The sequence below is a fragment of the Microbacterium sp. UCD-TDU genome (genome assembly GCF_000340625.1).
GTDB classification, from domain to species: domain Bacteria; phylum Actinomycetota; class Actinomycetes; order Actinomycetales; family Microbacteriaceae; genus Microbacterium; species Microbacterium maritypicum.
In genome coordinates, this window is record NZ_KB454447.1 from 388772 (window position 1) to 415362 (window position 26591).

25 protein-coding genes and 4 tRNA genes are annotated in these 26591 nt (G+C 68.4%); 13 read left to right on the forward strand and 16 right to left on the reverse strand.

Annotated features, from left to right (window positions below; translation table 11 throughout):
* Nucleotides 1–26: 26 nt before the first annotated feature.
* Together D514_RS32175 and D514_RS32180 are read right to left on the reverse strand one after the other, a co-directional pair.
* Entirely contained in the window at nt 27–1478 is a 1452-nt protein-coding gene (locus D514_RS32175) for a glycerol-3-phosphate dehydrogenase/oxidase (protein ID WP_017830495.1), read from the reverse strand.
* The gene (locus tag D514_RS32180) at nt 1475–2053 is read right to left on the reverse strand and encodes a TetR/AcrR family transcriptional regulator (protein WP_017830496.1); all 579 of its coding nucleotides are present in this window, start codon (nt 2051–2053) and stop codon (nt 1475–1477) included. The genes D514_RS32175 and D514_RS32180 overlap by 4 nt, the downstream gene beginning before the upstream one ends.
* Nucleotides 2054–2073: 20 nt before the next feature.
* On the opposite strand from D514_RS32180, the gene D514_RS32185 reads away from it, so the two are divergent.
* The 3 genes from D514_RS32185 to D514_RS32195 are packed head-to-tail and all read left to right on the forward strand — an operon-like array spanning nt 2074 to nt 6237.
* Nucleotides 2074–3696 (forward strand): FAD-binding oxidoreductase, encoded by a 1623-nt coding sequence (locus D514_RS32185; protein ID WP_201764755.1) that lies wholly within the window; start codon nt 2074–2076, stop codon nt 3694–3696.
* Nucleotide 3697: 1 nt separating this feature from the next.
* Nucleotides 3698–4618 (forward strand): YegS/Rv2252/BmrU family lipid kinase, encoded by a 921-nt coding sequence (locus D514_RS32190; protein WP_017830498.1) that lies wholly within the window; start codon nt 3698–3700, stop codon nt 4616–4618.
* Nucleotides 4615–6237: an FAD-dependent oxidoreductase gene (locus D514_RS32195; RefSeq protein ID WP_017830499.1), complete on the forward strand. Its 1623-nt coding sequence runs from the start codon at nt 4615–4617 to the stop codon at nt 6235–6237. Before D514_RS32190 ends, D514_RS32195 begins: the two co-directional genes overlap by 4 nt.
* Nucleotides 6238–6302: 65 nt before the next feature.
* Here the strand turns inward: D514_RS32195 and D514_RS32200 are convergent, their stop codons facing one another.
* The 4 genes from D514_RS32200 to D514_RS32215 form a co-directional block, all read right to left on the reverse strand.
* Nucleotides 6303–8447 (reverse strand): 3-hydroxyacyl-CoA dehydrogenase NAD-binding domain-containing protein, encoded by a 2145-nt coding sequence (locus D514_RS32200; RefSeq protein ID WP_031206102.1) that lies wholly within the window; start codon nt 8445–8447, stop codon nt 6303–6305.
* Between the two features lie 8 nt (nt 8448–8455).
* On the reverse strand, nt 8456–9661 hold the full coding sequence (locus D514_RS32205) for a thiolase family protein (protein ID WP_017830501.1): 1206 nt from the start codon (nt 9659–9661) through the stop codon (nt 8456–8458).
* A gap of 72 nt (nt 9662–9733) precedes the next feature.
* Entirely contained in the window at nt 9734–10927 is a 1194-nt protein-coding gene (locus D514_RS32210; RefSeq protein ID WP_031206104.1) for an HRDC domain-containing protein, read from the reverse strand.
* Nucleotides 10920–11501 (reverse strand): DUF3000 domain-containing protein, encoded by a 582-nt coding sequence (locus tag D514_RS32215; protein ID WP_031206105.1) that lies wholly within the window; start codon nt 11499–11501, stop codon nt 10920–10922. Before D514_RS32215 ends, D514_RS32210 begins: the two co-directional genes overlap by 8 nt.
* A 25-nt stretch (nt 11502–11526) precedes the next feature.
* Here D514_RS32215 and D514_RS32220 point away from each other — a divergent pair, with 25 nt between their 5' ends.
* Nucleotides 11527–12681 carry a S9 family peptidase gene (locus D514_RS32220; RefSeq protein ID WP_017830504.1) on the forward strand — a complete coding sequence of 385 codons (1155 nt, stop codon included), beginning with the start codon at nt 11527–11529 and terminating at the stop codon, nt 12679–12681.
* Here D514_RS32220 and D514_RS32225 read toward each other — a convergent pair.
* Both D514_RS32225 and D514_RS32230 read right to left on the reverse strand, forming a co-directional pair.
* Nucleotides 12665–13096, reverse strand: a complete 432-nt coding sequence (locus D514_RS32225; RefSeq protein WP_017830505.1) for a SufE family protein — start codon at nt 13094–13096, stop codon at nt 12665–12667. The two genes, D514_RS32220 and D514_RS32225, sit on opposite strands and share 17 nt — an antisense overlap.
* A gap of 19 nt (nt 13097–13115) precedes the next feature.
* Entirely contained in the window at nt 13116–14009 is an 894-nt protein-coding gene (locus D514_RS32230; protein WP_017830506.1) for a sulfurtransferase, read from the reverse strand.
* Nucleotides 14010–14154: 145 nt separating this feature from the next.
* Here D514_RS32230 and zapE point away from each other — a divergent pair, with 145 nt between their 5' ends.
* The 3 genes from zapE to D514_RS32245 all read left to right on the forward strand — a co-directional run bounded on the left by zapE (nt 14155) and on the right by D514_RS32245 (nt 17140).
* Nucleotides 14155–15192 carry a cell division protein ZapE gene (gene zapE, locus D514_RS32235; RefSeq protein ID WP_017830507.1) on the forward strand — a complete coding sequence of 346 codons (1038 nt, stop codon included), beginning with the start codon at nt 14155–14157 and terminating at the stop codon, nt 15190–15192.
* A gap of 134 nt (nt 15193–15326) precedes the next feature.
* Entirely contained in the window at nt 15327–16565 is a 1239-nt protein-coding gene (locus tag D514_RS32240; RefSeq protein WP_017830508.1) for an ammonium transporter, read from the forward strand.
* 20 nt (nt 16566–16585) lie between these two features.
* On the forward strand, nt 16586–17140 hold the full coding sequence (locus D514_RS32245) for a type II toxin-antitoxin system PemK/MazF family toxin (protein WP_017830509.1): 555 nt from the start codon (nt 16586–16588) through the stop codon (nt 17138–17140).
* On the opposite strand, the gene D514_RS32250 is transcribed toward D514_RS32245, so the two are convergent.
* On the reverse strand, nt 17106–18263 hold the full coding sequence (locus D514_RS32250; protein WP_017830510.1) for a DUF1611 domain-containing protein: 1158 nt from the start codon (nt 18261–18263) through the stop codon (nt 17106–17108). The two genes, D514_RS32245 and D514_RS32250, sit on opposite strands and share 35 nt — an antisense overlap.
* A 282-nt stretch (nt 18264–18545) precedes the next feature.
* Between D514_RS32250 and D514_RS32255 the strand changes: the two genes are divergently transcribed.
* Nucleotides 18546–18932, forward strand: a complete 387-nt coding sequence (locus tag D514_RS32255; protein ID WP_017830511.1) for an SPW repeat protein — start codon at nt 18546–18548, stop codon at nt 18930–18932.
* A 63-nt stretch (nt 18933–18995) separates the two neighbouring features.
* Here the strand turns inward: D514_RS32255 and D514_RS32260 are convergent, their stop codons facing one another.
* Complete coding sequence (locus D514_RS32260) at nt 18996–19445, reverse strand: GIY-YIG nuclease family protein (protein WP_031206109.1); 450 nt, start codon at nt 19443–19445, stop codon at nt 18996–18998.
* A gap of 89 nt (nt 19446–19534) precedes the next feature.
* Between D514_RS32260 and D514_RS32265 the strand changes: the two genes are divergently transcribed.
* The gene (locus tag D514_RS32265) at nt 19535–20617 is read left to right on the forward strand and encodes a sorbosone dehydrogenase family protein (protein WP_031206111.1); all 1083 of its coding nucleotides are present in this window, start codon (nt 19535–19537) and stop codon (nt 20615–20617) included.
* A gap of 105 nt (nt 20618–20722) precedes the next feature.
* On the opposite strand, the gene D514_RS32270 is transcribed toward D514_RS32265, so the two are convergent.
* Nucleotides 20723–20798: transfer RNA gene (locus D514_RS32270), tRNA-Val, on the reverse strand.
* 151 nt (nt 20799–20949) lie between these two features.
* Between D514_RS32270 and D514_RS32275 the strand changes: the two genes are divergently transcribed.
* From D514_RS32275 to D514_RS32290, 4 genes are all read left to right on the forward strand, one after another.
* Nucleotides 20950–21022: transfer RNA gene (locus D514_RS32275), tRNA-Gly, on the forward strand.
* Between the two features lie 54 nt (nt 21023–21076).
* Nucleotides 21077–21147 (forward strand) — tRNA-Cys (locus D514_RS32280).
* A gap of 27 nt (nt 21148–21174) precedes the next feature.
* A tRNA-Val gene (locus D514_RS32285) sits at nt 21175–21246 on the forward strand.
* Nucleotides 21247–21377: 131 nt separating this feature from the next.
* Nucleotides 21378–21950: a dihydrofolate reductase family protein gene (locus tag D514_RS32290; protein WP_017830515.1), complete on the forward strand. Its 573-nt coding sequence runs from the start codon at nt 21378–21380 to the stop codon at nt 21948–21950.
* 63 nt (nt 21951–22013) lie between these two features.
* On the opposite strand, the gene D514_RS32295 is transcribed toward D514_RS32290, so the two are convergent.
* The 5 genes from D514_RS32295 to D514_RS32315 form a co-directional block, all read right to left on the reverse strand.
* A complete protein-coding gene (locus tag D514_RS32295; RefSeq protein WP_017830516.1) occupies nt 22014–23240 on the reverse strand; it encodes a Dyp-type peroxidase in 1227 nt (408 codons plus the stop codon).
* Nucleotides 23240–23773: a copper chaperone PCu(A)C gene (locus tag D514_RS32300; RefSeq protein WP_017830517.1), complete on the reverse strand. Its 534-nt coding sequence runs from the start codon at nt 23771–23773 to the stop codon at nt 23240–23242. The genes D514_RS32295 and D514_RS32300 overlap by 1 nt, the downstream gene beginning before the upstream one ends.
* 11 nt (nt 23774–23784) lie before the next feature.
* On the reverse strand, nt 23785–24402 hold the full coding sequence (locus D514_RS32305) for a copper resistance CopC family protein (protein ID WP_036323491.1): 618 nt from the start codon (nt 24400–24402) through the stop codon (nt 23785–23787).
* A gap of 124 nt (nt 24403–24526) precedes the next feature.
* Complete coding sequence (locus D514_RS32310) at nt 24527–25132, reverse strand: hypothetical protein (protein WP_017830519.1); 606 nt, start codon at nt 25130–25132, stop codon at nt 24527–24529.
* A gap of 67 nt (nt 25133–25199) precedes the next feature.
* Nucleotides 25200–26552, reverse strand: coding sequence for a deoxyribodipyrimidine photo-lyase (locus tag D514_RS32315; RefSeq protein WP_017830520.1), 1353 nt, complete (start codon nt 26550–26552; stop codon nt 25200–25202).
* Nucleotides 26553–26591 lie beyond the last annotated feature (39 nt).

Genomic DNA, 26591 nt, shown 5'->3' on the forward strand with positions numbered 1-26591 from the left:
CGGTCCCGATCCGCCGTGGGACGGGCTCAGACGAGGTCGGCGACAGTGCGAGCGACGAGCGTCTCCACCGCCCCCCGGCAGCGTTCGCGATCCGCATCGACGAGACCGACGCGCGTACGGCGGTCGAGCACGTCGTCGACGGTCATCGCCCCCTCGACACGGACGGCGTACTCGACCTCACCGGCGGTCAGTCCCGTCGTCTCGTCCAGCAGCTCCGGTGAGGAGGGGATCACGCGATCGACGAGTCGCAACGACGCCGTTCGACTCGATGCCGCCTGCAGGCCCCGTGTCCGAGCTGCGAGATCGACCGCATCCTCGGCCATCCGCCGATACGTCGTCAGCTTTCCCCCGAGAACAGTGACGAACCCGGCCTCTGACATCGCCACCAGGTGCCTGCGTGAGACGTCGGAGCTCGAGTCCGTACCGCTGTCGACCAGCGGCCGCAAGCCCGCGAAGGCCCCTCGCACCTGATCGCGACCGATCGGTGCGGCGGTCACGCGGTTGAGGCTCCGCAGGAGGAAGTCGATCTCCGGCTCCGTCGGCTGCGCCACCCGCGGCACGGCACCGGGAGAGTCCTCGTCGGTGAGCCCGACGATCACGCGACCGTATGCCTGCGGCAGCGCGAACACATAGCGGCTGATCGAGCCCTCGTGGGGGATCGTGAGGGCCGTCGAAGGAGTTCCGAGGTCGGCGGCATCGAGCACGATGTGGGTGCCTCGGCTCGGTCGCACCCCGATCGCCTGATCGAGCGTGCCCGCCCACACCCCGGTCGCGTTGATGACGGCACGTGCGCGGATGTCGAATCGTTCACCCGTCGTCGTCTCCTCGACGGTGGCACCGTCCGCGCGCAGCACCACCGCACGGACCCGGGTGAGTATGCGGGCGCCGAGGCCCGCTGCGGTCCGCGCCACTGTCGCGACGAGACGCGCATCGTCGACGAGCTGGCCGTCGTAGGACAGCACGCCCCCGCGCAGACCGTGCGGATCGAGAGCGGGCGCCAGCCGAGCAGCGGTGCGTGCCGACACGAGCACCGGGGCCGGCAGCACGCTGCGAGGCGTGTGTGCGCGCATCCGCAGCAGATCACCCAGCGCCATCCCGACCGCGCCTGCCGCGCGCTGGCGGAGGGTGACGCCGTGTGAGAACGGCAGCAGCTGCCCGAGCGGGCGGATCAGGTGCGGCGCGATCGTCGTCATGAGGAGATGACGCTCGTGTGCGCTCTCTTTCGCGGTCGCGATGTCGCCCGTCGCGAGGTAGCGTAGGCCGCCGTGCACCAGCTTCGAACTGAACCGGCTGGTTCCGAAAGCGAGGTCATCCGCTTCGATCAGCGTCACGCGGAGGCCCCGCGATGCTGCGTCGAGCGCGACTCCCGCACCGGTGATGCCGCCTCCCACGACGAGAACGTCGGCGTGCTCATCGGCCGCGAGTGCGAGATCGATCCTCCGTCGCGCGACGTTGAGCGCGGATGATGCCCCGTTCATGGGCGCAGCAGCCCGTCGAGTGCGGCGCGCAGTTCGCGTTCCCACGCGGCTTCGGAGATGAGGTCGGCCACCGTGCCGTGCGAGAGGACAGCGGATTGCGCGATGAGCAGCAGCATGACCGCGATCTCCTGCGGCTCGCCGGGCCTGACCGATCCGTCACCCTGTGCGGAACTGATGGCCCTGGCGAGCCAGCGCAGGATCATGCGCTGACTCGATCCCACGCGCTGCAGTGTGTACCGCGTGAAGGCCTCGGGCTCGTCGGCGAGCAGCCGCCCGTAGACAGGGTCGCTCCGGAACAGTGTCGTGAAGCGCAGCACGTCGTCCACGAGAGCGGTCCTCGTGCGCGCGTCCGCCGAGAAGGTGCTCAGGATGCCGTCCACGCGGCGCAGCAGCGCGGCGCGGACGACGTCGTCGGCATCGCTCCAGTTGCGGTAGATCGTCGGACGGCTGAGGTCGGCGCGGCGGGCGAGCTCGGCGATGGTGACCCCGTGTACGCCACGGCGCTCGATCAGCGCGTCGGCGGCATCGAGGATCCTCGTCTGCGTCGCATCCCACAGAGGTTGACGTTCTTCCATGATGTGTCAAACTGTAACGCATGAGCCCAGACAATGGCAGGGTCGATGCGGACCCGTCGATGAGGTGGAACGGCTGGGGCGACCCTGCCAAGGCGAAGGACCTGCCCCTGCCCGTGCGCGCGCTGCTCCCGATGCTGCTGGGGCGTGTGCGCAGGCCCGAGCCGGCAGCCACGCTGGCCGAGGTGCAGCTGGCGCCTTCACGGTTGTCCGACGAAGACCACGCAGCTCTCGCCGACGCTGTCGGCCGCGCGCACGTCGACGACACCGCTGAGGCGCGTATCCGCCATGCCGGAGGCCGTTCGACCCCCGACCTCCTGCGTCGTCGCGCGTCACGGCAGGACGCGCCGGACGCCGTCGTGAGTCCCGCCGACCACGACGAGGTGCGCGCCTGCCTCGACGTCGCCGTCGCGCGCGGAATCGCGGTCATCCCCTTCGGCGGCGGCACGAGTGTCGTCGGCGCACTCGACCCGCAGCGGGGCGCGCATCACGCGGTGGTGAGTCTCGACCTGCGGCGTCTCAGCGGTGTGGTCCGGCTGGATGTGATCAGCGGCGAGGCCGTGCTCGCCGCCGGCACCACTGGGCCCGAGGCGGAGGCACTGCTGTCCGCGCACGGGCTCGAGCTCGGCCACTACCCGCAGAGCTTCCGCTACGCGACGATCGGCGGCTTCGCCGCAGCGCGGTCGTCGGGACAGAACTCAGCGGGCAACGGGCGCTTCGACGCGATGGTGACGGGAATCCGCGTGGCGACGCCGACCGGCGACATCGACCTCGGACGGTCGCCCGGCTCGGCGGCGGGTCCCGACCTGATCAGGGTGTTCCTCGGGTCGGAGGGCATCTTCGGCGTCATCACCGAAGTGCGGGTGCGGGTGCATCCGATTCCCCGCGAGCGTGTCTTCGAGTCCTGGTCCTTTCCCGACTTCGCAAGCGGAGCCGAGGGTTTGCGTCGTGTCGCGCAGCAGGGCAACGGACCCACCGTCATCCGACTGTCCGACGAAGCGGAGACGGCGGTGAGCCTCGCGCAGGTCGGTAAGATCGGCAAGGCGCTTTCGAAGGGCGCGAGTGTGGTGACCGTGTACGAGGGCGACGGGATCGACGAGCGTCGAGCCCGTGCCAGCGTGCAGCTGGCTGCCGCCGGTGGCATCTCGGCAGGGGAGGGGGCGGCGGAGGACTGGCTGAAGGGCCGCTTCGACGGTCCTTACCTGAGGGATTCACTGCTCGACGCCGGAGTCTTCTGCGAGACGCTGGAGACCGCGACCACGTGGTCGAACCTGCAGAGGCTGCGCTCGGCCGTCGAAGGGGCTCTCAAGGGCGGCTTCGCGGATGCCGGGGCGAAGTCGTACGTCATGTGCCACGTGTCCCACATCTACCCGACCGGGGCGTCGCTGTACTTCACCGTCCTCGCGGGGATCCGCTCCGATCCGCTCGGGGTGTGGGAGCCCGTGAAGTCGCGCGTCAATGATGCGATCATCGCGTCGGGCGGAACCATCAGCCATCACCACGCGGTCGGCAGGGATCATGCGCCCTGGCTGCGTGAGGAGATCGGCGAGACCGGCATCCGGATCCTCGCCGCCATCAAGCGCGAGCTCGATCCTGCCGGCGTGCTCAACCCCGGCGCCGTGATCCCGATCGAGCGGTCGCGCTGACGTGGCCGAGCACATCGCGGTGCTCGCGAACCCGTTCTCCGGCAAGGGGCGGGGCGGAAGGGCAGCCGAAGCCGCCGTCCTGCACCTGAGGAGTCGTGGGGCCGAGGTGCGCGCCTACGCGGGCGGCTCCGCGGCCGACACGGCCCGGCTCGCGGTCGCAGCCCTGGCCGACGATCCGCGAGCGCTCGTGGTCGTCGGCGGAGACGGCACGCTGTCGGGAATCCTCGACACGGTGTGTGCGGCAGCCGCCCCGGTCGTCCTGGTGCCGGCCGGAACGGGGAACGACCTCGCGCGTGCCCTCGGCCTGCCCCGAGGTGACGCCGCGGCCGCTGCGGAGCTGGCACTCACCGGTGTGCCACGACCGGTCGATGTCGGTGAAGTGAGCACGGCGGCCGGGACACGGAAGTTCCTCACGATCGCGGCGTTCGGGTTCGACGCGAAGGTCAGCGACCGCACCAACCGGCTCCGCTGGCCGCACGGGGCACCGCGCTACTATCTGGCGCTGCTGATCGAACTCGTGCGTCTGCGCGCGATGGACTTCTCGCTCGCCATCGACGGCGAACCCGCGCGGAGGGCTCCGGGTACGTTGATCGCCGCCGGCAGCACATCGAGCTACGGCGGGGGGATGCCGATCTGTGCCGGGGCTGTTCCCGACGACGGACTGCTCGACATCGTTCATGTCGCACCTCTGGGCCGTCTGCGGCTGCTGCGTCTCTTCCCGCTGCTGCTGCGGGGATCGCACCTGCGCCGACCGGAGGTCTCTCACCGCCGAGCGCGGACCGTGACGGTCTCGGCCCCTGGCCTGGTGGTCTACGCCGACGGCGAGCGGATCGGCGAGAATGTGTGCACCGTCGCGGTGCTCCCCGCGGCGCTCACGATGATGGTGCCGGAGGCGACGATGCGGTCGGAGGGTGTGCGATGACGAGGTTCGATGAAGACGTCGTGATCGTCGGTTCCGGGTTCGGCGGGTCCGTGGCCGCGCTGCGACTGGCGGAGAAGGGCTACCGGGTCCGCGTCTACGAGGCCGGCCGTCGCTTCGAGGATGACGACTTCGCGAAGACGAGCTGGAATCTTCGCCGCTACCTCTGGGCGCCGATGCTCGGGTGCTACGGCGTGCAGCGCATCCATCGGCTTCCACACGTGATGATCCTGGCGGGCGCGGGAGTGGGCGGAGGCTCGCTCAACTACGCGAACACGCTCTATCAGCCGGGTCCCGCGTTCTTCCAGGACCCGCAGTGGCGAGGCATCGCCGAGTGGGAATCGGAGCTGTCGCCGCATTACGCCACCGCGAAGAGGATGCTCGGCGTGGTGGAGCACTATCCGCACACGGGGCCGGTCGAACGAATCATGGCCGGTGCGGCCGAGGACCTGGGCGTGGGGTCGACGTTTCGTCGCGCCCCCGTCGGCGTCTGGTTCGGGAAGCCGGGGGAGCGCACGACCGATCCCTTCTTCGGCGGTGAAGGACCGGACCGCACCGGCTGCACCCTCTGCGGCAACTGCATGGTGGGCTGTCGTGTGGGCGCGAAGAACACCCTCATGAAGAACTACCTCGCCCTCGCGGAACGTCGAGGTGTCTCGATCGAGGCGCTGCGCACGGTGAGCGAGGTGCGTGAACTGCCCGGCGGCGGATTCGCGGTGACCACGCAGCGCAGCGGTGCCTGGCTCCGGCACGGACGTCGCACGGTGACGGCAGAGCAGGTCGTGCTTGCCGGCGGCACCTGGGGCACTCAGCAGCTGCTGCACCGGATGAAGGCCTCCGGTGCGCTGCCTCGGGTCTCCGATGCCCTGGGGCGGCTCACCCGAACCAACTCCGAGGCCCTCGACGGCGCGGTGGCGACCGCGGTTCCGGAGTCTCTGGATCTGGCGCGGGGAATCGCGATCACCACCTCCTTCCACGTCGATGACCGCACTCATGTGGAGAACGTGCGCTACGGTCCCGGCTCGAACCTGATGGGTGCGCTCGCGACCGTCCTCGTGCCGGGCGACCGTGGTCTGGGCGCTCGACTGGGCAGCCTCATCAGACAGGTGCTCCGATCACCGGTGCGGCAGTTCCGTCTCGGGAACCTCCGCCGTTGGAGCGAGCGGGGAATCATCGCGCTCGTGATGCAGACGGCGGACAACTCGCTCACCCTGTCGCTGCGACGCCGCTTCGGCCGACTCGTGATGACCAGTGCACAGGGACACGGAGAACCGAATCCGAGTCATCTCCCGCAGGCCCACACGGCCGCTGCGGCGATCGCGAGGCGCGTCGAGCAGGAAGGCGGAGTGTCCGCAGAAGCCCGCGGCTCGTGGCCCGAGGTCTTCGGGATCCCGTTGACCGCGCACTTCCTCGGTGGTGCGGTGATCTCGGCCTCGCCGGAAGACGGCGTGATCGATCATTATCACCGGGTCTGGGGGCATCCGGGGCTCCACGTGGTCGACGGTTCGGCCGTCCCCGCGAACCCCGGCGTCAACCCGTCTCTCACGATCACCGCGTTGGCCGAACGCGCGCTGTCGTACTGGCCGAAGACCGAACAGACGGATCAGCGACCCTCGCAGTAGACGACCGCGCAGGAGATGAGACGACGAAGGGGCCGCATCTGTCGATGCGACCCCTTCGGCGGTGATCAGCGGCTTTCGACGCCGCGGATCTGCGGAGTGTGGAACGAGCCGCCGAACGCCCGCTCGGACGCACCCTCGCGATCGAGGTACGGCGAAGCGCCGCCGTCGATGAAGGGCCAGCCGGCGCCGAGGATCAGGCACAGGTCGATGTCCTCGACCTCGGGCACCACACCTTCGTCGAGCATCAGCTTGATCTCCTGCGCGAGACCGTCCTGCACACGCTGGAGGATCGTCGCAGCCGTCGCCGGAGTCTTCCCGACAGCGGGCTTCAGGACCTTCTCGGCCTGCTTGCTCCAGCCGACGACGCGTCCGCCCTTGTCCTTCTCCACGACCGCGTCGAGCTCGGCGAGGGCGTGGAAGTTCTCGTTCGCGTAGAACCGCTCGGGGAAGGCGTGCACCATCGTGTCTTGCACGTGGGCTGCGACCTTCCAACCGACCAGGTCGATCAGCTGGAAGGGTCCCATCGGCAGGCCGAGCGGGCCGAAGGCCTTCTCGACGTCGGCGATCGGTGTGCCCTCGTAGACGGCGCGTGCGGCCTCGCCCATGACCTTCGCGAGCAGCCGGTTCACGACGAAGCCCGGGGCGTCGGCGGTGAGAACCGCGTTCTTTCCGAGGTTCTTCGCGACGACGAAGGCCGTCGACAGGGCCGCATCGGCGGTGGCGGGCGTCTTCACGATCTCGATCAGCGGCATCACCGCGACCGGATTGAAGAAGTGGAACCCGACCAGGCGCTCGGGGTGGGCGAGCTTCGCACCGATCTCTTCGACGGACAGCGAGGAGGTGTTGGTCGCGAGGATCGCGTCCTCGGCGATGATCTTCTCGATCTCTCCGAACACCTGCTGCTTGACGCCGACCTCTTCGAACACGGCCTCGATCACGAAGTCGCAGTCCGCGTAGAGGCTCTTGTCGGTGGTGCCGGTCACGAGCGCGCGCAGCTTGTTCGCGGAGTCGGCGTCCAGACGCCCCTTGGCCTCGAGCTTGCCGATCTCCTCGTGGATGTAGGCGACGCCCTTGTCGACGCGCGCCTGGTCGAGGTCCGTGATGAGCACGGGCACCTGGAGCTTGCGCACGAAGAGCAGCGCGAACTGGCTGGCCATGAGTCCGGCACCGATGATGCCCACCTTGGTGACCTTCTTCGCGAGCTGCTTGTCAGGAGCGCCGACAGGGCGCTTCGCGCGCTTCTGCACGAGATCGAAGGCATACATCGACGCGGCGAACTGGTCGCCGGTGACGAGGTCGGCGAGCGCCTCGTCCTCGCGGGCGAAGCCCTCGGCCTTGGTGCCGCTCTTCGCTTTGTCGAGAAGGTCGAGCGCCGCGTACGGAGACTTCGGTACCGTTCCGATCTTCGATTCGAGCATGCCGCGCGCCATCTTGATCGCGATCGGCCACTTGGTCAGCCGCTCGATCTTCCCTGGTTCGTTCTTGCGCTCGACCTTCTTGCCGCCGAGCACGGCATCCGCCCAGGAGAGCGAGTTCTCCAGATAGTTCGCGGCGGGGAAGATCGCGTCGAAGATGCCGAGATCGAACGCCTGCTGGGGCTTCAGCATCCGGTTCTGCTTGAGCGGGTTCGAGATGACGACCTCGAGGGCGTTCTCGATGCCGATCAGGTTCGGCAGCAGATAGGCGCCGCCCCAACCGGGGATGATGCCGAGGAAGACCTCGGGGAGTGCGACCGCTGCCGCCGACGCGTCGACCGTGCGGTAGCTGGAGTTCAGTGCGATCTCCAGGCCGCCGCCCAGGGCGAGGCCGTTCACGAAGGCGAACGACGGCACGCCGAGATCGCCGAGCTTGCCGAGCACCTTGTGGCCGAGCTGCGCGATCAGGCGTGCGTTGTCGCGCGAGCCGACCTTGCTGATGTCGGACAGGTCGGCACCCGCGGCGAGGATGTACTGCTTTCCCGTGATGCCCACGGCCTGGATCTCGCCGGCGGCGGCTCGCGCCTTGAGACCGTCGAGCGTCTCACCCAGCTGCGTGAGCGTCGCAGGGCCGAGCGTGTTCGGACGGGTGTGGTCACGACCGTTGTCGAGCGTGATCAGGGCCAGCACCTTGCCCGAGGCGAGACGGATGTCGCGCACCGGGGACTGGGTGATGACCTCGCCCTCGGTGAGCGCCTGGATGGGGGAGAAGTCGATCTCGTCGTAGTTCGTCACGGTGGCGCTCACTTCTTCTTCTTGCCGTCGTAGTGCGGGTTCTCCCAGATGACCGATCCGCCCTGGCCGAGGCCCACGCACATGGCGGTCAGGCCGTAGCGGACGTCGGGGCGCTCAGCGAACTGCGCCGCGAGCTGGATCATGAGACGCACGCCGGATGCCGCGAGCGGGTGACCCAACGCGATGGCGCCGCCCCACTGGTTCACTCGGGGATCGTCGTCGGCGATGCCGAAGTGGTCGAGCAGCGAGATCACCTGGATGGCGAACGCCTCGTTGAGCTCGAACAGGCCGATGTCGGCGATCGTGAGTCCGGCCTTCTTCAGGGCCTTCTCAGTCGACGGGATCGGCCCGATGCCCATGATCTCCGGCTGCACTCCGGCGAACGCGAACGAGACCATCCGCATCTTCGGCGCGAGCCCGAACTCCTTGACCGCACCGCCGCCGGCGAGCAGCGACATCGTCGCGCCGTCGGTGAGAGGCGAAGAGGTACCGGCCGTGACGCGGCCATGCGGGCGGAACGGCGTCTTGAGGGCCGCGAGGTCCTCCATAGTGGTCTGCGGGCGACGGCCCTCGTCTTCGGTAGCGAGACCCCAGGCGCCATCGGGCCCCTTGGTGGCCACGGGAACGAGATCGGGCTGGATCTTGCCGGCGTCGTACGCGGCCTGCACCTTGTGCTGGCTCAGCATGCCGAAGCGGTCCGAGCGCTCCTTGGTCAGGTGCGGGAAGCGATCGAAGATGCGCTCCGCCGTGACGCCCATGTTGAGCGCGCCGGGGTCGACCATCTTCTCGGCCACGAAGCGGGGGTTCGGGTCGGCGTTCGCCCCGATCGGGTGGTGGCCCATGTGCTCGACGCCGCCGGCGAGGGCGAAGTCGTACATGCCGACGCCGATCGAGGCGCCCATCGTCGTGACGCTCGTCATCGCGCCGGCGCACATGCGCTCGACGGCGAGGCCGGGGACTGTCTGGGGGAGACCTGCGAGGATCGCCACGGAGCGGCCGAGCGTGAGGCCCTGATCTCCCGTCTGCGACGTCGCGGCGATCGCGACGTCATCGATGCGGTCGGTGGGGACCGCCGCGTTCCGCTCTAGCAGGCCGATGGTCGCCTTGACGGCCAGGTCATCTGCGCGGGTGTTCCAGTACATGCCTTTTTCGCCGGCGCGCCCGAAGGGGGTGCGCACTCCATCGACGAAGAAGACGTCCGAGATCTCGGCCACTCTGCCTCCAAGTTAGTGCGTGGCCTCAGTCTATGAAGCCCGCGAAACGGGGAGGAATCGGTTGGGTCGAACCTACGAAGCGGGTGCGGGGGTCGTGTCGGGCGTTTGCGCCGCCTCTACAAAGGCGGTAGCGATCTTCTGTGCGGTCTGTGCAATCTGCCACGGTCGCGCGCCCAGCGCGGCCAGAGCAGCGCCGATCTCCTCCGCGGTCTCGCCGGGCAGATCCCAGGCCACGCGACGGAGGTACTCCGGAGTCAGGAGGTTCTCCGTCGGCATCCCCAGTTCCTCGGCCACGGCCTCGACGACGGGGCGGGCGGCTTTCAGACGCGCATCCGCCTCGGGGTTCCGATCAGCCCAGGCGCGCGGCGGAGGAAGAGTGTCGCTCGGGACGCGTTCGCGAGGGAGTTCCTCCGACGCCCGGCCATCGACGATCGCCTGCCACCAGCGATCCAGCTGCGTGCGACTCGCGCGCCCCTGGAACTCCTTGATGCCTGCCAGCGCCTGCTTCGACGTGGGATTCGCCATGACCGCCGCCACGAGGGAACGGTCGGGGACGAGACGTCCGGGGGAGACGTCCTGATCCTGCGCGTACGCCTCGCGAGCCTGCCAGAGCGAGCGGGCGACGGCGAGGTTGCGTGCCCCGCGTACCTGGTGCAGGCCGCTGAGCCGGCGCCAGGGGTCCTCGCGTGGTGGTTTGGGGGCGCGAGAGAGCGTGGCGGCGAACTCCTGCGCGGCGAACTCCGTCTTCCCCTGCTCTTCGAGCTCGAGCACCAGGACGTCACGCACGTCGATCAGGTGCAGGACGTCGAGAGCGGCGTACTCGAGCCAGGAGTCCGGCAGCGGCCGCGTCGACCAGTCGGCCGCGGAGTGCTCCTTCTTGAGCGTGATGCCCAGGGTGTCCTCGACGACGGCACCGAGTCCGACGCGTTCATGTCCCAGGAGGCGCGATGCCAGCTCGGTGTCGAAGATCACCGGCGGCTCGAGGTGAAGCTCCCGGAGTGAAGGCAGATCCTGGCTCGCGGCGTGCAGCACCCATTCCACGTCTCCGATCGCATCCTGCAGAGGTGCGAAGTCGCCGATGGCCGGCGGGTCGAACAGGAAGACTCCTGCGTCGCGGCGGAACACCTGCACCAGATAGGCGCGCTGCGAGTACCGGAAACCGGATGCCCGCTCCACGTCCACGGCCACGGGGCCGGTTCCTGCGGCGAGCACGGCGCAGGCCGCGCGGAACTCCTCAGCATCCGAGATCACGGAGTATTCAGTCACGTACAGCCTTTCGCGCGCCGATCACGGCGATGCCCTCGGAGCCGGGCGGAAGCCCCGCCAGCATTCCGACCAGCTCGGCCCATGCTTCGACATGAGGTCGGAACGGGCCCTCCGGAGTCCAGGACGCCCGCAATTCTATCTGGGCGCCGTCTCCTTCGACGGCGAGCCCGCCGAATCCCTTCGACAGCGTCTTGGTCGAGGTGCCCGACTCCGAGTGATAGATCGCATCGCGGGAGTCGAGCGCATCGACCAGCCACGACCAGGTCACGTCGGCGAGAAGCGGGTCGGTGCCGATCTCCGTCTCCAACGGCGCCTGGGCGAACAGCACTATGCGCCACGAGCCTCCCCACGCGCCGGGCTCTTCCGGATCGTGCAGCAGGACGAACCTCCCGGTGCCGTACACCGACTCGCCGTCACCCTCCGGGCGCACGTCTGCTGCGAGGGCGATGGCGAAGGGCGCGAGGCCCTGCGGGGTGGCGATCTCGCGCACCGTGATGTCATCACGGAACTCGGTCTCGCGCAGTTCGGCCACGGCGCTCTCGAAAGGCGTCCCGGCCTCGGGGTGTGCGGTCACGGCAACAGGCTAGAGTCAGGAAGCGATGAAGAGTCTCAGGCACGCCGTTACGCTCCTTGTCCCTGCCCTGTTCGCCTTCGGGGCGGCGCTCGCTCTCGTCGTGTTCGCCGTCGCCCGTCGGGTCGTCACGCCCATGCGTCGTGCCACCGACACCGAGATACTCGCCGTCGACACCGGTGCGCAGACCATCGAGTTGCAGCGCACCCTCGACACCGAGCTCCCCGGACGGTACGGCCTCTTCACGACCGGGACCTACGGCTATGTGAAGCTCGGAGCCGTGCTCAGCGCGGACGGCTCGACTGTGCGACGCAAGCTCCTCACGCAGATCGAGCCCGGAGCCCGCGTCGATCGTGCCGCGGCCTTCAGCGGTTACTACTACTCATCCCCGAGCGAGCTCCACCTGCGCTGGGAGAACCTGCTGATCGGCACTCCGGCCGGTCCGTGCCCTGCCTGGTACTTCCCGGCGTCGTCCTCGACCTGGGTGATCCAGGTCCACGGACGCGGGGCGACGCGCGCGGAGTGCCTGCGGGCTGTTCCGGTGCTCTCTGCCGCGGGCCTGCCCAACCTCGTCGTCTCCTACCGCAACGACGGCGAGGCCCCCCGCACCAGGGCGGGCGCCTACGCGCTCGGAGCGTCGGAATGGCGTGACGTGGACGCCGCCATCGCCTACGCGCTCCGACACGGCGCCGAACAGGTCATCCTGATGGGGTGGTCGATGGGGGGAGCGATCTCGCTGCAGGCTGCGGTGACGTCGGATCACAGCGATCGCATCGCCGGGATCATCCTCGAGTCTCCCGTCGTCGACTGGCGCACCGTGCTGCGATTCCAGGCGAAGATGGCCGGAGTGCGGGCACCGCTGCCCGCACTCGCCATGGGCGCGCTCCAGATGCCCCTCACCGCGCGCCTCAGCGGAGCCGACGAGCCGATCGCGTTCGATCGCCTGGACATGGTCGCCCGTGCCGACGAGCTGACGGCGCCCATCCTGATCCTGCACAGCGACGACGACGGCTTCGTCCCTGCCGACTCGTCGCACGCATTGCAGGAGGCGCGTCCGGATCTCGTGACGATGCCCCGATTCACCGTCGCGCGCCACACCAAGCTGTGGAACTACGACCAGACGGGTTGGACCACCTCGATCACCGACTGGCTCGAAGGCCAGGGATTCAGCGCTTCTGCGTGACCTGGTTCTTCGCCCGCATCAGCATCCCGGTCATGCCTCCGATACGCAGAGGCGACACCGCCTTGGTGAGCCCGATCGACTGCGGATAGTCGTTCGGGATCGCGAGCACCTCGTCGGCGGTCAGGCCGGTGAGGCCCTGCACCAGGATGCTCGCGAAACCGCGGGTGGTCGGTGCCTCGGGCGGCGCCGTGGCGTGCATGGTCACGATGTCGTCGTTCACCTCGACGTGGATGTACACCGGCGACTGGCATTCGGCGACGCGCTCGTACATCTCCGGGTGGGCAGCTACCTCGTCGGACACGTCAGGGAGCTCGTCGGAGAACTCGAGCAGCAGGAGGAGACGATCGGACTCGGGGGTCTCCAGGAAACCGTCGCGGATCTCCGCGAGGGCGTCAGGAAGGTCGCTTGTGGTCATCCCTGTCATTGTCACATGTTCAGAGGGTGCCGGGCTCTGAGCCGGTGACGATCGGCACACGCACCGCGCTGCCCCACTCGGTCCAGGACCCGTCGTAGTTGCGCACGTTCTCGAAGCCCAGAAGGTGCCTGAGCACGAACCAGGTGTGGCTCGAGCGCTCACCGATGCGGCAGTACGCGACGACATCGTCCCCGTCCTTCAGCCCGGCCCCGTCGCGGTAGATCGCGTCAAGCTCGGCACGGCTGCGGAAGCCGCCGTCCTCGGCGACCGCCTTTGCCCACGGCACGCTCTGCGCGGTGGGGATGTGGCCGGCACGCAGCGCGCCCTCGTCGGGGTACGCGGGCGCCGTGGTGCGCTCACCGGTGTACTCCTCGGGAGAGCGGACGTCGATCAGCGGGCTGCCGATATGGGCGAGAACGTCTTCCTTGTACGCGCGGATGAGGGAGTCGTCGCGCTCGACGACGGGATACGCCGTGGCCGGACGGCTGGTCGCCTCACGCGTGAGCTCGCGTCCCTCCGCGATCCAACGGTCGCGTCCGCCGTCGAGCAGACGCACGTCCTCGTGACCGAAGAGGGAGAAGACCCAGAGGGCGTAGGCGGCCCACCAGTTGTTCTTGTCGCCGTAGATGACGACCGTGTCCGAGCGATCGATGCCCTTGCGGCTCAGCAGCTCGGCGAAGCCCTCGCCGTCGACGTAGTCGCGCACCACGGGGTCGTTGAGCTCGGTGTGCCAGTCGACCTTCACCGCTCCCGGGATGTGGCCGGTCTCATAGAGCAGGACGTCTTCATCGGACTCGACGACCACCAGGCCCGGCGTTCCCAGACGCTCCGCGAGCCACTGCGTGGTCACGAGGCGGCCCGGTTCGGCATACTCGGCGAACTTGGGGGAGGAGGAATCGAACTCGATGGCCATGGGATCTCCGAAGCGTTGAGCGGACGAGGGGGCGGTGGCAGACGGCGTAGTGTTGATCCGTCCCTTCGACGATAGATCCCCGCCGAGCACCCTGCGCCCGATTCGTAAGACTTCGACACAGGTGAGCACCTGATTCAGGACTGTGATGACCGACCAGACCAGCCGCACGGGAATCGTGCACCTCACCGAGCGTCAGCCGACCGTCAGCGGACCCGAGATGCTGGCGAGCCTGGTGCCGCCGCCGCAGTTCGACTCCGCGACGTTCGACAGCTACCGCGCTGATCCGGCCTATCCCTCGCAGGAGGAGGCGAAGGAGACGCTGATGCGCTTCGCCGGGCGCGGTACGCCCGCGAAGCGCGGCGGTCTGTTCAGCCGCGCGAAGAAGGAGCCTGAGCTCAAGCCCGGCGTCTACCTGGACGGCGGGTTCGGCGTGGGCAAGACGCACCTTCTGGCGTCGATCTACCACGCGATGCCTGCGCGTCGGAAGTACTTCGGCTCGTTCATCGAGTACACCGCGCTCGTCGGCGCGCTCGGGTACAAGAACACCGTCGATCTGCTCAAAGGTGCCGACCTGCTGTGCATCGATGAGTTCGAGCTGGACGATCCGGGCGACACGATGGTGATGACCCGTCTGCTGGGGGAGCTCGTGCCGACCGGCACCCGGCTCGCCGCGACCTCGAACACCCCGCCGAACGCCCTCGGCGAGGGACGCTTCGCCGCACAGGACTTCCTGCGGGAGATCCACGCCATGTCCGACAGCTTCCAGACGCTGCGCATCGACGGCGTCGACTTCCGCCAGCGCGCTCTCGACGGGCACGCGGTCGTGCTCGACGACGCGGCGTACGCGGACGCGGTCGAGAAGGCGGGCGCCGCCGGTGCGACATCCGATGATCGGTTCGACGATCTGATCCGCCACCTCGCACAGGTGCATCCGTCGCGGTACATCAGGCTCATCGACGGCGTCGCCCGCGTGGGGCTGCGCGGGGTGCGCCAGCTCACCGATCAGTCGGAGGCGCTGCGATTCGTGGCGTTCGTCGATCGGGTGTACGACGCGCAGATCCCGATCCTCGCCACGGGGCTCGGGCTCGACTCCGTCTTCTCCGACGAGATGCTCGCCGGCGGTTACCGCAAGAAGTACCTGCGCGCCATCTCTCGGCTCAACGCCCTCACACATTCTGCGTAAGCCCGCAGAATCGCGTAACGCGATGTTCACGGGCGGAGCCGCGCTGTAACCGCGGGGAAACAAACCTCACGCATTGACGAAACCGCAGGTCGTCACACTGAAGCTCTCAATTACTTCGGATGTGAGGTTTTCCTATGGATGCTCCCGGCAACATCTCGTGGGCGATCACCGCGACAGCTCTGGTCTTGCTCATGACGCCCGGCGTCGCCTTCTTCTATGGCGGTCTCGTCAAGGCGAAGAGCGTCGTCAGCATGATGATGATGAGCTTCGGCTCCATCGGACTCGTCGCCGTGCTGTGGATTCTCTTCGGGTTCTCGATGAGCGCCGTCGACAGCCCGACCGCCTTCGCGGGCAACCCCTTCGCCGACATCGGGCTCTCGAGCCTGGCTGCGGGTGAGGGCTCGAACGTCGCGCTCCTGGGAGTCGCCTACGGCGCCACCTTCGCCATCATCACCGTGGCGCTGATCTCCGGAGCTATCGCGGATCGTGCGAAGTTCGGCAGCTGGCTGATCTTCGCCGGCATCTTCGCGACCGTCGGCTACTTCCCGGTCGCCGCGTGGGTCTGGGGCGGTGGCTGGATCATGAACCTCGGCACCACGCTCTTCGGCGAGGACAGCGGCATCGGTGTGATCGACTACGCCGGAGGTACCGCCGTGCACATCAACGCGGGCGCCGCGGCCCTCGCCCTCGCGCTGGTGCTCGGCAAGCGCATCGGCTTCCAGAAGGGCATCCTGAAGCCCCACAACGTGCCTCTGACGCTCCTCGGCGCCGCGCTGCTGTGGTTCGGCTGGTTCGGCTTCAACGCCGGCGCGGAGTGGCTCGCGGAGGACATGGGCGGGGTCGGCCTCATCGGTCTGAACACCCTGGGCGCGACCGCTGCCGCCATCCTCGGCTGGATCCTCGTGGAGAAGATCAAGGACGGCAAGCCCACCTCGGTCGGCGCCGCCTCCGGTGCGGTCGCCGGTCTGGTCGCGATCACCCCGGCGTGCGCCAACCTGACGCCGGGCTGGGCTCTGCTGCTGGGCGCACTCGCCGGAGTCGTGTGCGCACTCGCGATCGAGCTGAAGTTCCGTCTCGGCTTCGACGACTCCCTCGACGTCGTCGGCATCCACCTCGTCGGTGGTCTGATCGGAACGGTGTACCTGGGCTTCTTCGCCACCGAGACCGGCCTCTTCGTCGGCGGCGACGCCCGTCAGCTCGCGGTGCAGCTGATTGCCGCGCTCGGAGTGCTGATCTACTCCTTCGTGGTCGCCTTCATCATCGGATTCGCGATCGAGAAGACGATCGGATTCCGTGTCACGAACGAGGACGAGATCGCCGGTGTCGACCAGGTCGTGCACGGCGAGGAGGGCTACGCACTCGCCGACGCGTGATCTGCGGTTAGGGTGACCGTGTGAGCAAGACCAACGGCATCCTGGCAGCACTCGCGGAGATTCTGCTCAAGTCAGTGGGCTCCGGCCGGGCGTCTCGGACAACAGATCCGAGACGCCCGGACGCGCGTCTGCGCACCCCGCAGGAGACCTCCGCCCCCGCCGGCACCGAGACCGCCCGCATCGATCCGGACCGGATCAGAGATCTGAGGGTCGACTATGCGCCGCAGCGGGACGGTGCCCCGGATGCCGGCGAGATCGTCTGGACCTGGGTGCCCTACGAGGAGAACGATGGGCGCGGCAAAGACCGTCCCGTGCTCGTGATCGGTCGGCAGTCAGCGGATCGCGTGTACGCGGTGCGGATGACCAGCAAGCCGCACGACGGGGAGCAGGACTACCTCTCGATCGGGACCGGGGCCTGGGACTCTCAGGGACGCGAGTCCTGGGTCGACATCGAGCAGCTGTACAGCGTCCACGAACGCGGACTGCGACGGGAAGCGGCGGTCCTCGATCGCGGCCGCTACGACCGCGTCGGAACGGCTCTCACGCGGCGCTACGGCTGGTCCGTCGCGGGCTGAGCATCGGGAAAGCCTGCAGCACCATATCGACGAGCTCGGCCAGCGGGCGTGTGAGCGGGTCGGTCGCGGGGAGCCCGGTGCGCAGCTCGATCTCGTCGATCGCGGTGGCCAGCTGCTCTGTCGAGAGGTTCTCGTGGTTGACGGTCACACCGATCACCGTCGTGTCGGCGAACGCCTCGATCAGGGCGATCTCGCTCGTCACGGTGGGCATCGCGACCATGGGGAAGTCGCCGAGGACCTTGCGTCCGGGGGCGTGCTGCACGATCACGCCTGCGGGCTGGCTGCCGCGGAGGATGTGCGCGGAGGTGATGTAGGCGGGATGGCTGAGTGCGCCTTGTCCTTCCACGATGATCACATCCGGGTTCTCGCCCTCGAACGCCGCGACGACCTGATTCTCGACCTCGCCGGAGCAGAACTGCGGAACGAGGGCGTCGAGGGCGACACCGTAGCGCCCGCCCTGGATGATCGTGGTCTGTCCGGTGCCGACCATCACAGCGTGCACGCCGCGCTCATTGAGCGCCCGCACGAGGATCGTCGCCGTGGTGCGCTTGCCGATCGCTCCGTCGGTGCCCAGGATCGTGATGCGCGGGCAGGTCACGTCGAAGATGCGACCGGAGAAGAGGTGGAGATCCTTCTTGTCCCGCGGGCGACGGATGTCGGTGATCGTGACCTGGGCGAGAAGCGCCGCGGCGACGAACTCGGCGTCGTCGGTGAGGAACTCGTGCAGGCCGTTGATGATGTGCATTCCGCGGGCGATGCCGTCCAAAAGCACGGTGCGCTGATCGGCTGAGAGCAGGCCGTCGGCGGGAGCGACGCCGCAGATCAGGTAATCGGGGACGTGCCCGGCGTGCGCGATCGCGGTGGGGAGGCCGTCGAGGATCGGGATGTCGTTCACCCGTCCGTCCAGAAGCATCCCGGCATCCGCTCCCGCGTGGGTGCTGTCGATGACGCTGAGGATCTCGTACTTCTCGGAGTGGCGGACCAGGCCGTTGGCGGTCTTGCCGTCCTGCTCGCCGAACTGGCCTTCGCAGTACACGATCGCGGTCGTCCCCGAGGGGAGGCCGATCGGGGCGGCCCAGTCGTGCGCGGGGTCGATGAAAGAGGGAACGGACGGGGTGGGCATGATGCTCCTCGGGCTCGCACAGAGGAGGCGACGGAGAACGAAATGACCGATGAGGCCCGTTGGTCGACGAGAAGTCTTCCCTGATGCCGGCAAGATACCGGCACCCTCACCGTAGCAGTGGTGTCTGGGACCGGGCCGCGAAGATCCGGGGCGATCGACCGCGGTGTCCCCCCCCCCCGGTGCTCGGTGGGCCGCCGGGAGGCGCGTGAGGAGCAATCCGATCCGCATCGGGCTTCGAACCAGTGGTGAGTCGCGCACCGCGGCGCCACACAAGGAGGAATCATGCGTTTCATCCCCACCAAGGTCCATGGAGTTCTCGACTACATCGTCGGCGTCGCCCTGATCGCCGCGCCCTGGCTGTTCGGCTTCGCCGGCATGGGGGGAGCAGCGGTGATCATCCCGATCGTCCTCGGCATCGGTCTCATCGTGTACAGCCTGTTCACGAAGTACGAATGGGGTCCTTTCGGATTCATCCCGATGCCCGTCCACCTGGTCTTCGACATCGTCGCCAGCCTCTTCCTCGCACTCTCGCCGTGGATCTTCGGATTCGCGGGTGAGGCGCCGAACGTCTGGCTTCCGCACGTCGTGGTGGGTGCCGCGGTCATCGTCGTGGTGCTGTTCTCGCAGCCGCAGCCTGCGACCACCCGGGGTCGGGCCGCCACAGCCTGATCCTTCCCGAGACGCGGTGCCGGGTGACTGGACTTCCCGAAGCAGTCGCCCGGCATCGTCATGTCACAGCTCGGGTGCCGCGGCGTCGATACCGCGCAATGCTCCGCTCAGCCAGCGTCCGTACAGCGGCCACGGCTCGCCCTCTTCCTGGAGGGCAGCGACGTGCGCCCGCAGCTCATCCGTCCAGGTGAACCACTCACCGCCCTCACGGATCGCGGCGAACTCGCGATGTCGCTGCTGTTCGACGGCGCGACCGCCGCGCTCGAAGGCCAGGAGCTCGTCGTGCCTGATGCTGGCCAGCCGCTGTCGCGGACGCCGGCTCGTGCCGATCTTCACGCGACGGTCGAATCGGATGTAGTACACGACGTCGACACGGGGGAGGGGGAGGTCGGGATCGGGGGCGTCGCCGACGCGCCATCCGCAGGAGGCGCAGCACCACGAGCCCTCCGTGCGTACTCCCCGTGTGCCTCCGCAGAGCGCGCAGGGGCCGGGGAGAAGTTGATTCGTCGACACCGTGGCAGGCTACGCGGCCCCTCGGACACACGCCTCTTCTGCGCCGCGCGCAGCGCGTCTAGTGTCGAACGCAAGGCGAGGGAACGGTGATGAGGACGACGCGGCGAGGGTTGAGGGCATCGGCCGCGTTGTGCGCCGCCGGGATCGCTCTCGTCGCGTGCGCGCCGACACCACCTGCTCCGCCTTCGCCGACGCTGTCCGAGGGGTCCGTCAGCATCTCCCCGGAGCAGAGGAAGACGATCGTGCAGGGCTTGGAAGCCCCCTGGTCCATCGCGTTCTCCGGGAGCACCGCGTTGCTCAGCGAACGCGACACCGCCCGCATCGTCGAGGTCTCGGATGCAGGTGAGACGCGCGAGGTCGGCGTGATCGAGGGCGTCGAGCCGCGCGGGGAGGGCGGCCTGCTCGGTATCGCCGTGCACGAGGGCGACCTGTACGCGTACTCGACGGCCGCCGACGAGAACAGGGTGCAACGATTCGTCCTCTCGGGCGCACCGGGGTCGATGGAGATCGGTGAGCCCGAGACGATCCTCTCCAGCCTCCCCGCCGCCGGAAATCACAACGGCGGCCGCATCGCATTCGGCCCTGACGGGATGCTCTACGTGACGGTCGGCGACGCCGGCGATCGTGAAGGCGCTCAGGATCTCGGATCTCTCGCGGGGAAGATCCTCCGCGTCACACCGGATGGGCGCGTGCCCGAGGACAACCCCTTCGAGGGCTCGCCCGTCTACAGCCTGGGCCACCGCAACCCGCAGGGGCTGGCGTGGGACGAAGAGGGAACCCTCTACGCGAGCGAGTTCGGTCAGGACACCTGGGATGAACTCAACGTGATCGAGCCGGGCGGCAACTACGGATGGCCGAGGGTGGAAGGCATCGCTGGTCGTGCGGATTTCATCGATCCGGTGCAGCAGTGGGCTCCCGGCATCGCGAGTCCGAGTGGCATCGCGATCACCGCGGGGTCGATCTTCATCGCGAACCTCCGCGGAGAGCGGATCCGACAGGTGCCGCTCTCTGACCTCCGCGCCTCCGGCGAGTTCCTCGTCGGGTCGCTCGGGAGGCTTCGGGACGTCGCGGTCGCACCGGACGGGGCGCTGTGGGTGCTGACGAACAACACCGACGGTCGGGGAGACGCGGACGAAGGCGACGACCGCGTCGTGCGTACCCCTGTCGGGTAGCGCGACGGCAGGTCGACCGGCAGACGCGCGCGAGGGAACCGGGAGGTCTGCGGCCCGGGGCGGTGGAGGAAAAGAAAAGAACCCCCGAGTGGATCGGAGGTTCTGTGGTGGGCGATACCGGACTCGAACCGATGACCTCTTCCGTGTGAAGGAAGCGCGCTACCAACTGCGCCAATCGCCCATACCCGCGGGGTACGTCAACCGATACTACCGGACGCTCAGAGGCCCTGTGGACCACTCGGCGAGACACGCGCGAGATTCGCTGCCGGTTTGGCGGAGTGCGGATCTTCGGCTAATGTTTCATGAGTGCCCGGGACAACCGGGAACGAAATGCGGATGTAGCGCAGTTGGTAGCGCACAACCTTGCCAAGGTTGGGGTCGCGAGTTCGAGTCTCGTCATCCGCTCGAGTGCAGGAGATCTTCTTCGGAAGATCTTCCGCACGTGGGGTCAATCCACACGGTGGCGTGGCCGAGCGGCTAGGCACCGGCCTGCAAAGCCGTTTACACGGGTTCGAATCCCGTCGCCACCTCACGGGAAAACTGAATAGCCCCAACGGGCGCGATTGGCGCAGCGGTAGCGCGCTTCCCTGACACGGAAGAGGTCACTGGTTCGATCCCAGTATCGCGCACAGACAGAAACCCCCGGTTCTCCGGGGGTTTTTTCGTGCCTGGAGTGCGACCGGGAGGATGCGATCCGTATCGGCCGGGGTTACTGTGGGGCGATCCGCGAAGATGCGGACCCACGCCAAGGAGATCGATCATGGGATCGCTTCGATACTCGATCAATATCACGCTCGACGGCTGCTGCGATCACGAGGCCGGCGCCGCGCCGGATGAGGAGTCGATGCGGTACTGGACCGCGGAGATGGAGCGCGCCGACGCCCTGCTCTTGGGCCGGGTGACCTACGAGATGATGGAATCCGCGTGGCGCAAGCCCGCGACGGGTGTCTGGCCGGACGGGATGAGCGCGTGGGAGATCCCCTTCGCCGAGGCCATCCACGGGGCGAAGAAGTACGTCGTGTCGAGCACGCTGAGCGAGGTCGACTGGAACGCGGAGCTGGTTCGCGACGACCTCGAGCGTGCGGTTCGACGTCTCATCCTCGAGTCCCGCGGAACGGTGTGGGTGGGCGGCGTCACGCTTCCCGCGGCGTTGGCCGACCTGGGATTGATCGACGAGTACGAGTTCGTCGTCCAGCCGGTGATCGCCGGACACGGGCCCGCGCTCCTCTCCGGTCTGCGCGAGCGCATCCCGCTCGAGCTCATCGGCCGCCAGGAGTTCCGTTCCGGCTCGATCGCCCTGCGATATCGACCCGTACGGGAACAGGTGCGGTGACGGCTCGTCCGCCGCAGGTGGTGTCCTGACCGTGCCCGGCCGGCGCCGGGCACGGTCGGAGTCTCAGTCGAGGAGGGTCTCGCCGATGAATCCGCCCTCAGCGCACCCGGGTGGGATCGCGAAGACGGCCGACCCGATCGGAACCGTCCACTCGTTGAGCAGGTCGAGTTCGTCGAGTCTGCGCTGCATCGGGACGAACTGCCGCTCGACATCGGCTTGAAACGAGACGAAGATCAGGCCGGACTCCGACACCTCGGTGCCGACAGGTCGCTCGTCGTAGTTGTACGCGCGGCGGAAGATGTGTTCCTTCCCCTCGCCGCGGGCGCGTCGGATGTGTGCGAACGGCGCGATCACGGGGAAGCCGATCGCCGTCGTCGCCTCGAAATCGGGTTCGTCGAACTCCTCGGTCCCGGTCAGCGGGGCGCCGTTGGCGAGCGTCCTCCCCACGGATGCGTCGCGTCCGCTGCGATCCAGTCGGTCCCACTTGTCGAGATCCATGCGGATGCGGCGGATCACCATCCCGGTGCCTCCGGCGAGCCATCCGTCTGCGCTCCACACGACCTCGTCGAACTGCTCCGTGCCCGGTTCCGGGTTGGTCGTGCCGTCCACCTGCCCGAAGAGGTTGCGCATCGTCGTGCCGGGGCGTTCTGTGCCATGGGCCCGGCGGAAGCCCTGCTGTGTCCACCGGATGCTCGCGAAGCCGCGGGCGTCCTTGAGGAGCATCCGCGTCGCGTGGGCGACGGTCAGCGGATCGTCTCCGGCGACCTGCACGAGAAGGTCGCCGTCCGAGAATTCGGGCCGCAGCTGATCCACACGGAAAGCCGGAAGGGGAGCGAGCCAGGAGGGTCCTGCTCCGGCGGCTCGTGCGACGAGCCCTGGACCGAACCCGAAGGTGATCGTGAGCCGCGCCGGGGAGAGGGCGAGCTCCGGCTCGGAGTCGGCGAGGGCCGGCAGCCCCTGCGTCAGACGAGCCGCGTCGTCCGTCAGGATGCGCATCAGGCGGGTGAGGCCGTCTCGGTCGACATCCTCGCGGAGATCGAGGCCGAGGAAGACGCCGTGGGCCTGTGCTGCGGTATCGACACCGGCCTGGTGGACTCCGAAGAACGGCACTGTGAGCTCACCGTTCATCGGGGCGGAGACCGGTTTCGCTGCGCTCTCCTGGCGGTTCAGGGCGAGGTCCACTCCCACAGCCGCGACCGCGCCGACTCCGGCGACAGCGCCTCCGAGGAGGAACTGCCGCCGGGTCGACCCGGCGCGGCGGGAGCGGGCGCCCTCAAGGGGCGCCGACATCAGTGATCCATACCCTCGTGCTCTTCGCCGCCCTCGTAGTTCTCGTTCGCGCCGGAGTAGTCCTTGACGGGAGCGGTGAACTCGTACGTGGAGTCGTCGGAGAACGTGAGAGTGAAGGTGACGTCGCTGCCCGCGGCGAGAGGACCGGACAGTCCCATCAGCATGATGTGGTTCGCTCCCGGCTCCAGGGCGAGCTTCCCACCGGCGGGGATGACGAATCCGCCGTCCTTCTCGCGCATGACCATCTCGCCGGCTTCGTTCTCGACCGTCTCGTGCAGCTCGATCATGTCGGAGGCCTCGGACGTGACGGAGACGACCGTCACGTCGTCGTCACCGCTGTTGAGGAGGGTGCCGAAAGCGGCGGACATGCCCTCGTCCGCCGCCTTCACCCACGCATCCTCGATGGTGACGGTCTCGCCTGCGGGGCGGGACGCGGACGCGGAGGTGCTGCTCTCCGGCGTGCACCCGGTGAGCGCGAGCAGGGAGACCGCGATCACAGCGGCGAGGCGGGGGAGGTTCTTGGTGGTGTTCACAATGGTGCCTTTCACAGGTCATCTGCCGCGGATCCGCCGTCGTGTGGCGGAGCGGCTGCCGTCCGAGGACGACGAAGGAATCGAATGAGGACGAGGGCGAGGACGGCCGCGGCCGCTCCACCCGCGCCGATGAGCAGCACCCTGAGGGCGCCGCCCGAATCTGCTGCGATCTGATCCTGCTGTTCTGCCGAGGCCGAGGGGGTCGCTGTCGAGCCGCCGGAGGTGGGGCTCTGAAGCGGTTCGGCGTCGCCGATCGTGAAGGGGATGACCCCGGCGATCGGATGACCGTCTTCCGACACGACCTGCCAGCGCACCTGGTAGCCGGCGGTCGGCATTCCCGGTTCGAGCGCGGCGGTGACCGTGCGCCCGGCGACTGTCGCATCGCCGGAGACCCAGTCCTTACCTGACGCGTCCACGACCAGGACGACGGCCCCGGTCAGTGACTCATCGAGCACCAGGAGCTCGCCGGAGAACGTCATGGCGATGCTCTCCGGCGCGGCAGCCAACTGCTCATCGGCGGCCGGCGTGCTGGACATCAGTTGGTCGTGGGCGGACGCGGGCGTGGCGATCGCGAGGGTCGCGACCGTCGCCAACACCAACCCGGCCGCAATCCTGCGGACAGGGGACATGGGAATGGCCTCTCATCAGACGTCGCGTGCGCGACGTTCATGCAAGCGTTCAGAAACCCGCGCGCATCGATGGCGCACGGCGGTGACGCACCACAGGACCGGTCGAGCCGGTACAGGGCGCGGATCAGATCGCAGCGGAGAGAGGCGGAGCGCGACCCCTGAGGGTGGCGAGGAGGACGAGGCCCACGGCGCGCTCGAGATCGAACCGACCGCGCAGGCGGCCGGCGACCGGGGCGACCGGAAGCACGAGGACGTGATCGACGCGGCGACGCAGCCAGCGGACCACCTGCACGGCGAGATCGCGGAGGGCGAAGACCAGGCGCTCGCCCCGATGAAGCGCGGCGACCGTCAGAAGTGCGGCGATCGCGTGTCCGAGCCACATGGACGCATCGGCGGTGACGGCCTCGGGGACACCGGCCGTCGCCGGGATCACCAGGGGCGCCCCATGCACGTGCGGGGTGGCGACGCCGGACGGCGTGACGGTGCCGAGCACGAACAGCGTGTGGAACAGGAACTGGCTGACCGCGACGGAGATGCTCAAGCGGATCAGTGACAGAGAACGACCGGCGAGCAGCACGCAGACCATGAACGAGAACACCCACGGGACGGCGATGCCGAGCGCTCCGGGCATCTGCCCGCCGCCCGAGACGTGACCTGCGAGAGCGACGAAGATCGCCAGTGACGAAGCAGCGAAGCCGCGAACGACGGCTGGCTTCCTGGAATCGGTCACGACTCCAGTCTGGCATGGACGGCGTCGGCGACTCGATTCGTCCATCCGGTCGTGGGCGCCGCTCTCGTCAGCCGCGTCCTGTGCGCGGTGCGCGCTTGACCTGCTCGTAGGCGGCGAGCGCGACCTTCCGCGTCTCGGCCAGGTCCACGATCGGCTCGGTGGGGGCATCGGCGGCCCAGCGCGAGATGTAGAGGCTCTGCGGGTCGAACTTCTTCGCCTGGAGCTCGGGGTTGAACACGCGGAAGTAGGGCGCAGCGTCGGCTCCGGAGCCGGCGACCCACTGCCAGTTGAAGGGGTTGTTGGCCTCGTCGGCGTCGACGAGCGTGTCCCAGAACCACTCCTCTCCGAGGCGCCAGTCGATGAGCAGGTTCTTCACGAGGAAGGATGCCACCACCATGCGGACCCGGTTGTGCATGTAGCCGGTGCGCCAGAGCTCACGCATGCCGGCATCCACGAGGGGAACGCCCGTCTCTCCGTGCTGCCACGCGTCCAGGTGGGCGGGGTTCAACGGCGGCCAGGGGAAGGCGTCGAACTCCGGCCGCAGATTCTCGCTCGCGAGATCGGGGGAGTGGTACAGCGTGTGCCAGGCGAACTCGCGCCAGCCGACCTCGGAGAGGAATCCACCGGCGCCTTCGACGCCGACCGCCTCGTGCCAGACCGTGAACGGGCTGATCTCTCCCCATCGGAGGTGGGGGGAGAGCAACGAGGTGGCCCCGGCGGACGGTTCGTCCCGCGCGCGGTCGTATGACGGAAGGTCATGCTCGAGGAAGTCCTTCAGCCGCTGTCGCGCGGCGGGTTCTCCCGGCTCCCACGTCTCGCGCAGCCCCTCGGCCCAGTCAGGGGTCGTGGGCAGGAGATTCCAGTCGTCGAGCGTGTCCGATGGCGGCATGTGCGTCGGACCGAGGATCGACCGAGGCTCGGGCAGAGGGGAACGCGGCGCCGGCAGCGCGAGGCAGGCCCGCCAGAACGGCGTGAACACGGAGTAGTGCGTGCCGCCTCCGGTTCTGACCGTCCAGGGCTCGTGGAGGAGCGAGCCGGCGAAGGAGGCGACCTCGAGTCCATCGGCCCGGAGCGAGCTTTTCAGCGCCGAGTCGACTTCGCGCTCCGGACCCCCGTACCGGCGGTTCCAGAACACGGCACCCGCTCCGACTTCGGTCACCGTTTCGCGGACGAGGCGCTCGGCCGGGCCGCGACGCAGCACGAGGGCACCACCACGGTCGCGGAGACGCTCGTCGAGAGAGGCCAGCGAATGGTGCAGCCACCAGCGGGCTGCGCCGCCGATGGCACGGATGCCCGGCGACTCCTCGTCGAAGACGTACAGGGCGATGACCGGTTCTCCTCGGTCGATCGCTGCCCGCAGTGCGGGGTTGTCTGCGAGTCGGAGGTCATCGCGGAACCACACGATCGAGGGGGACGTCATGGGACCATTCTCCTGGAATGCGTGGTCATGGTGGGTCGC

Coding starts and splice junctions, on each gene's coding strand:
- D514_RS32290 (WP_017830515.1), top strand. CDS start 21,378: ATGGGATCGCTTCGATACTCGATCAATATCACGCTCGACGGCTGCTGC.
- D514_RS32250 (WP_017830510.1), bottom strand. CDS start 18,263: ATGCCCACCCCGTCCGTTCCCTCTTTCATCGACCCCGCGCACGACTGG.
- D514_RS32265 (WP_031206111.1), top strand. CDS start 19,535: ATGAGGACGACGCGGCGAGGGTTGAGGGCATCGGCCGCGTTGTGCGCC.
- D514_RS32240 (WP_017830508.1), top strand. CDS start 15,327: ATGGATGCTCCCGGCAACATCTCGTGGGCGATCACCGCGACAGCTCTG.
- D514_RS32185 (WP_201764755.1), top strand. CDS start 2,074: ATGAGCCCAGACAATGGCAGGGTCGATGCGGACCCGTCGATGAGGTGG.
- D514_RS32225 (WP_017830505.1), bottom strand. CDS start 13,096: ATGACCACAAGCGACCTTCCTGACGCCCTCGCGGAGATCCGCGACGGT.
- D514_RS32195 (WP_017830499.1), top strand. CDS start 4,615: ATGACGAGGTTCGATGAAGACGTCGTGATCGTCGGTTCCGGGTTCGGC.
- D514_RS32295 (WP_017830516.1), bottom strand. CDS start 23,240: ATGTCGGCGCCCCTTGAGGGCGCCCGCTCCCGCCGCGCCGGGTCGACC.
- D514_RS32255 (WP_017830511.1), top strand. CDS start 18,546: ATGCGTTTCATCCCCACCAAGGTCCATGGAGTTCTCGACTACATCGTC.
- D514_RS32230 (WP_017830506.1), bottom strand. CDS start 14,009: ATGGCCATCGAGTTCGATTCCTCCTCCCCCAAGTTCGCCGAGTATGCC.
- D514_RS32175 (WP_017830495.1), bottom strand. CDS start 1,478: ATGAACGGGGCATCATCCGCGCTCAACGTCGCGCGACGGAGGATCGAT.
- D514_RS32305 (WP_036323491.1), bottom strand. CDS start 24,402: ATGTCCCCTGTCCGCAGGATTGCGGCCGGGTTGGTGTTGGCGACGGTC.
- D514_RS32220 (WP_017830504.1), top strand. CDS start 11,527: ATGAAGAGTCTCAGGCACGCCGTTACGCTCCTTGTCCCTGCCCTGTTC.
- D514_RS32315 (WP_017830520.1), bottom strand. CDS start 26,552: ATGACGTCCCCCTCGATCGTGTGGTTCCGCGATGACCTCCGACTCGCA.
- zapE (WP_017830507.1), top strand. CDS start 14,155: ATGACCGACCAGACCAGCCGCACGGGAATCGTGCACCTCACCGAGCGT.
- D514_RS32180 (WP_017830496.1), bottom strand. CDS start 2,053: ATGGAAGAACGTCAACCTCTGTGGGATGCGACGCAGACGAGGATCCTC.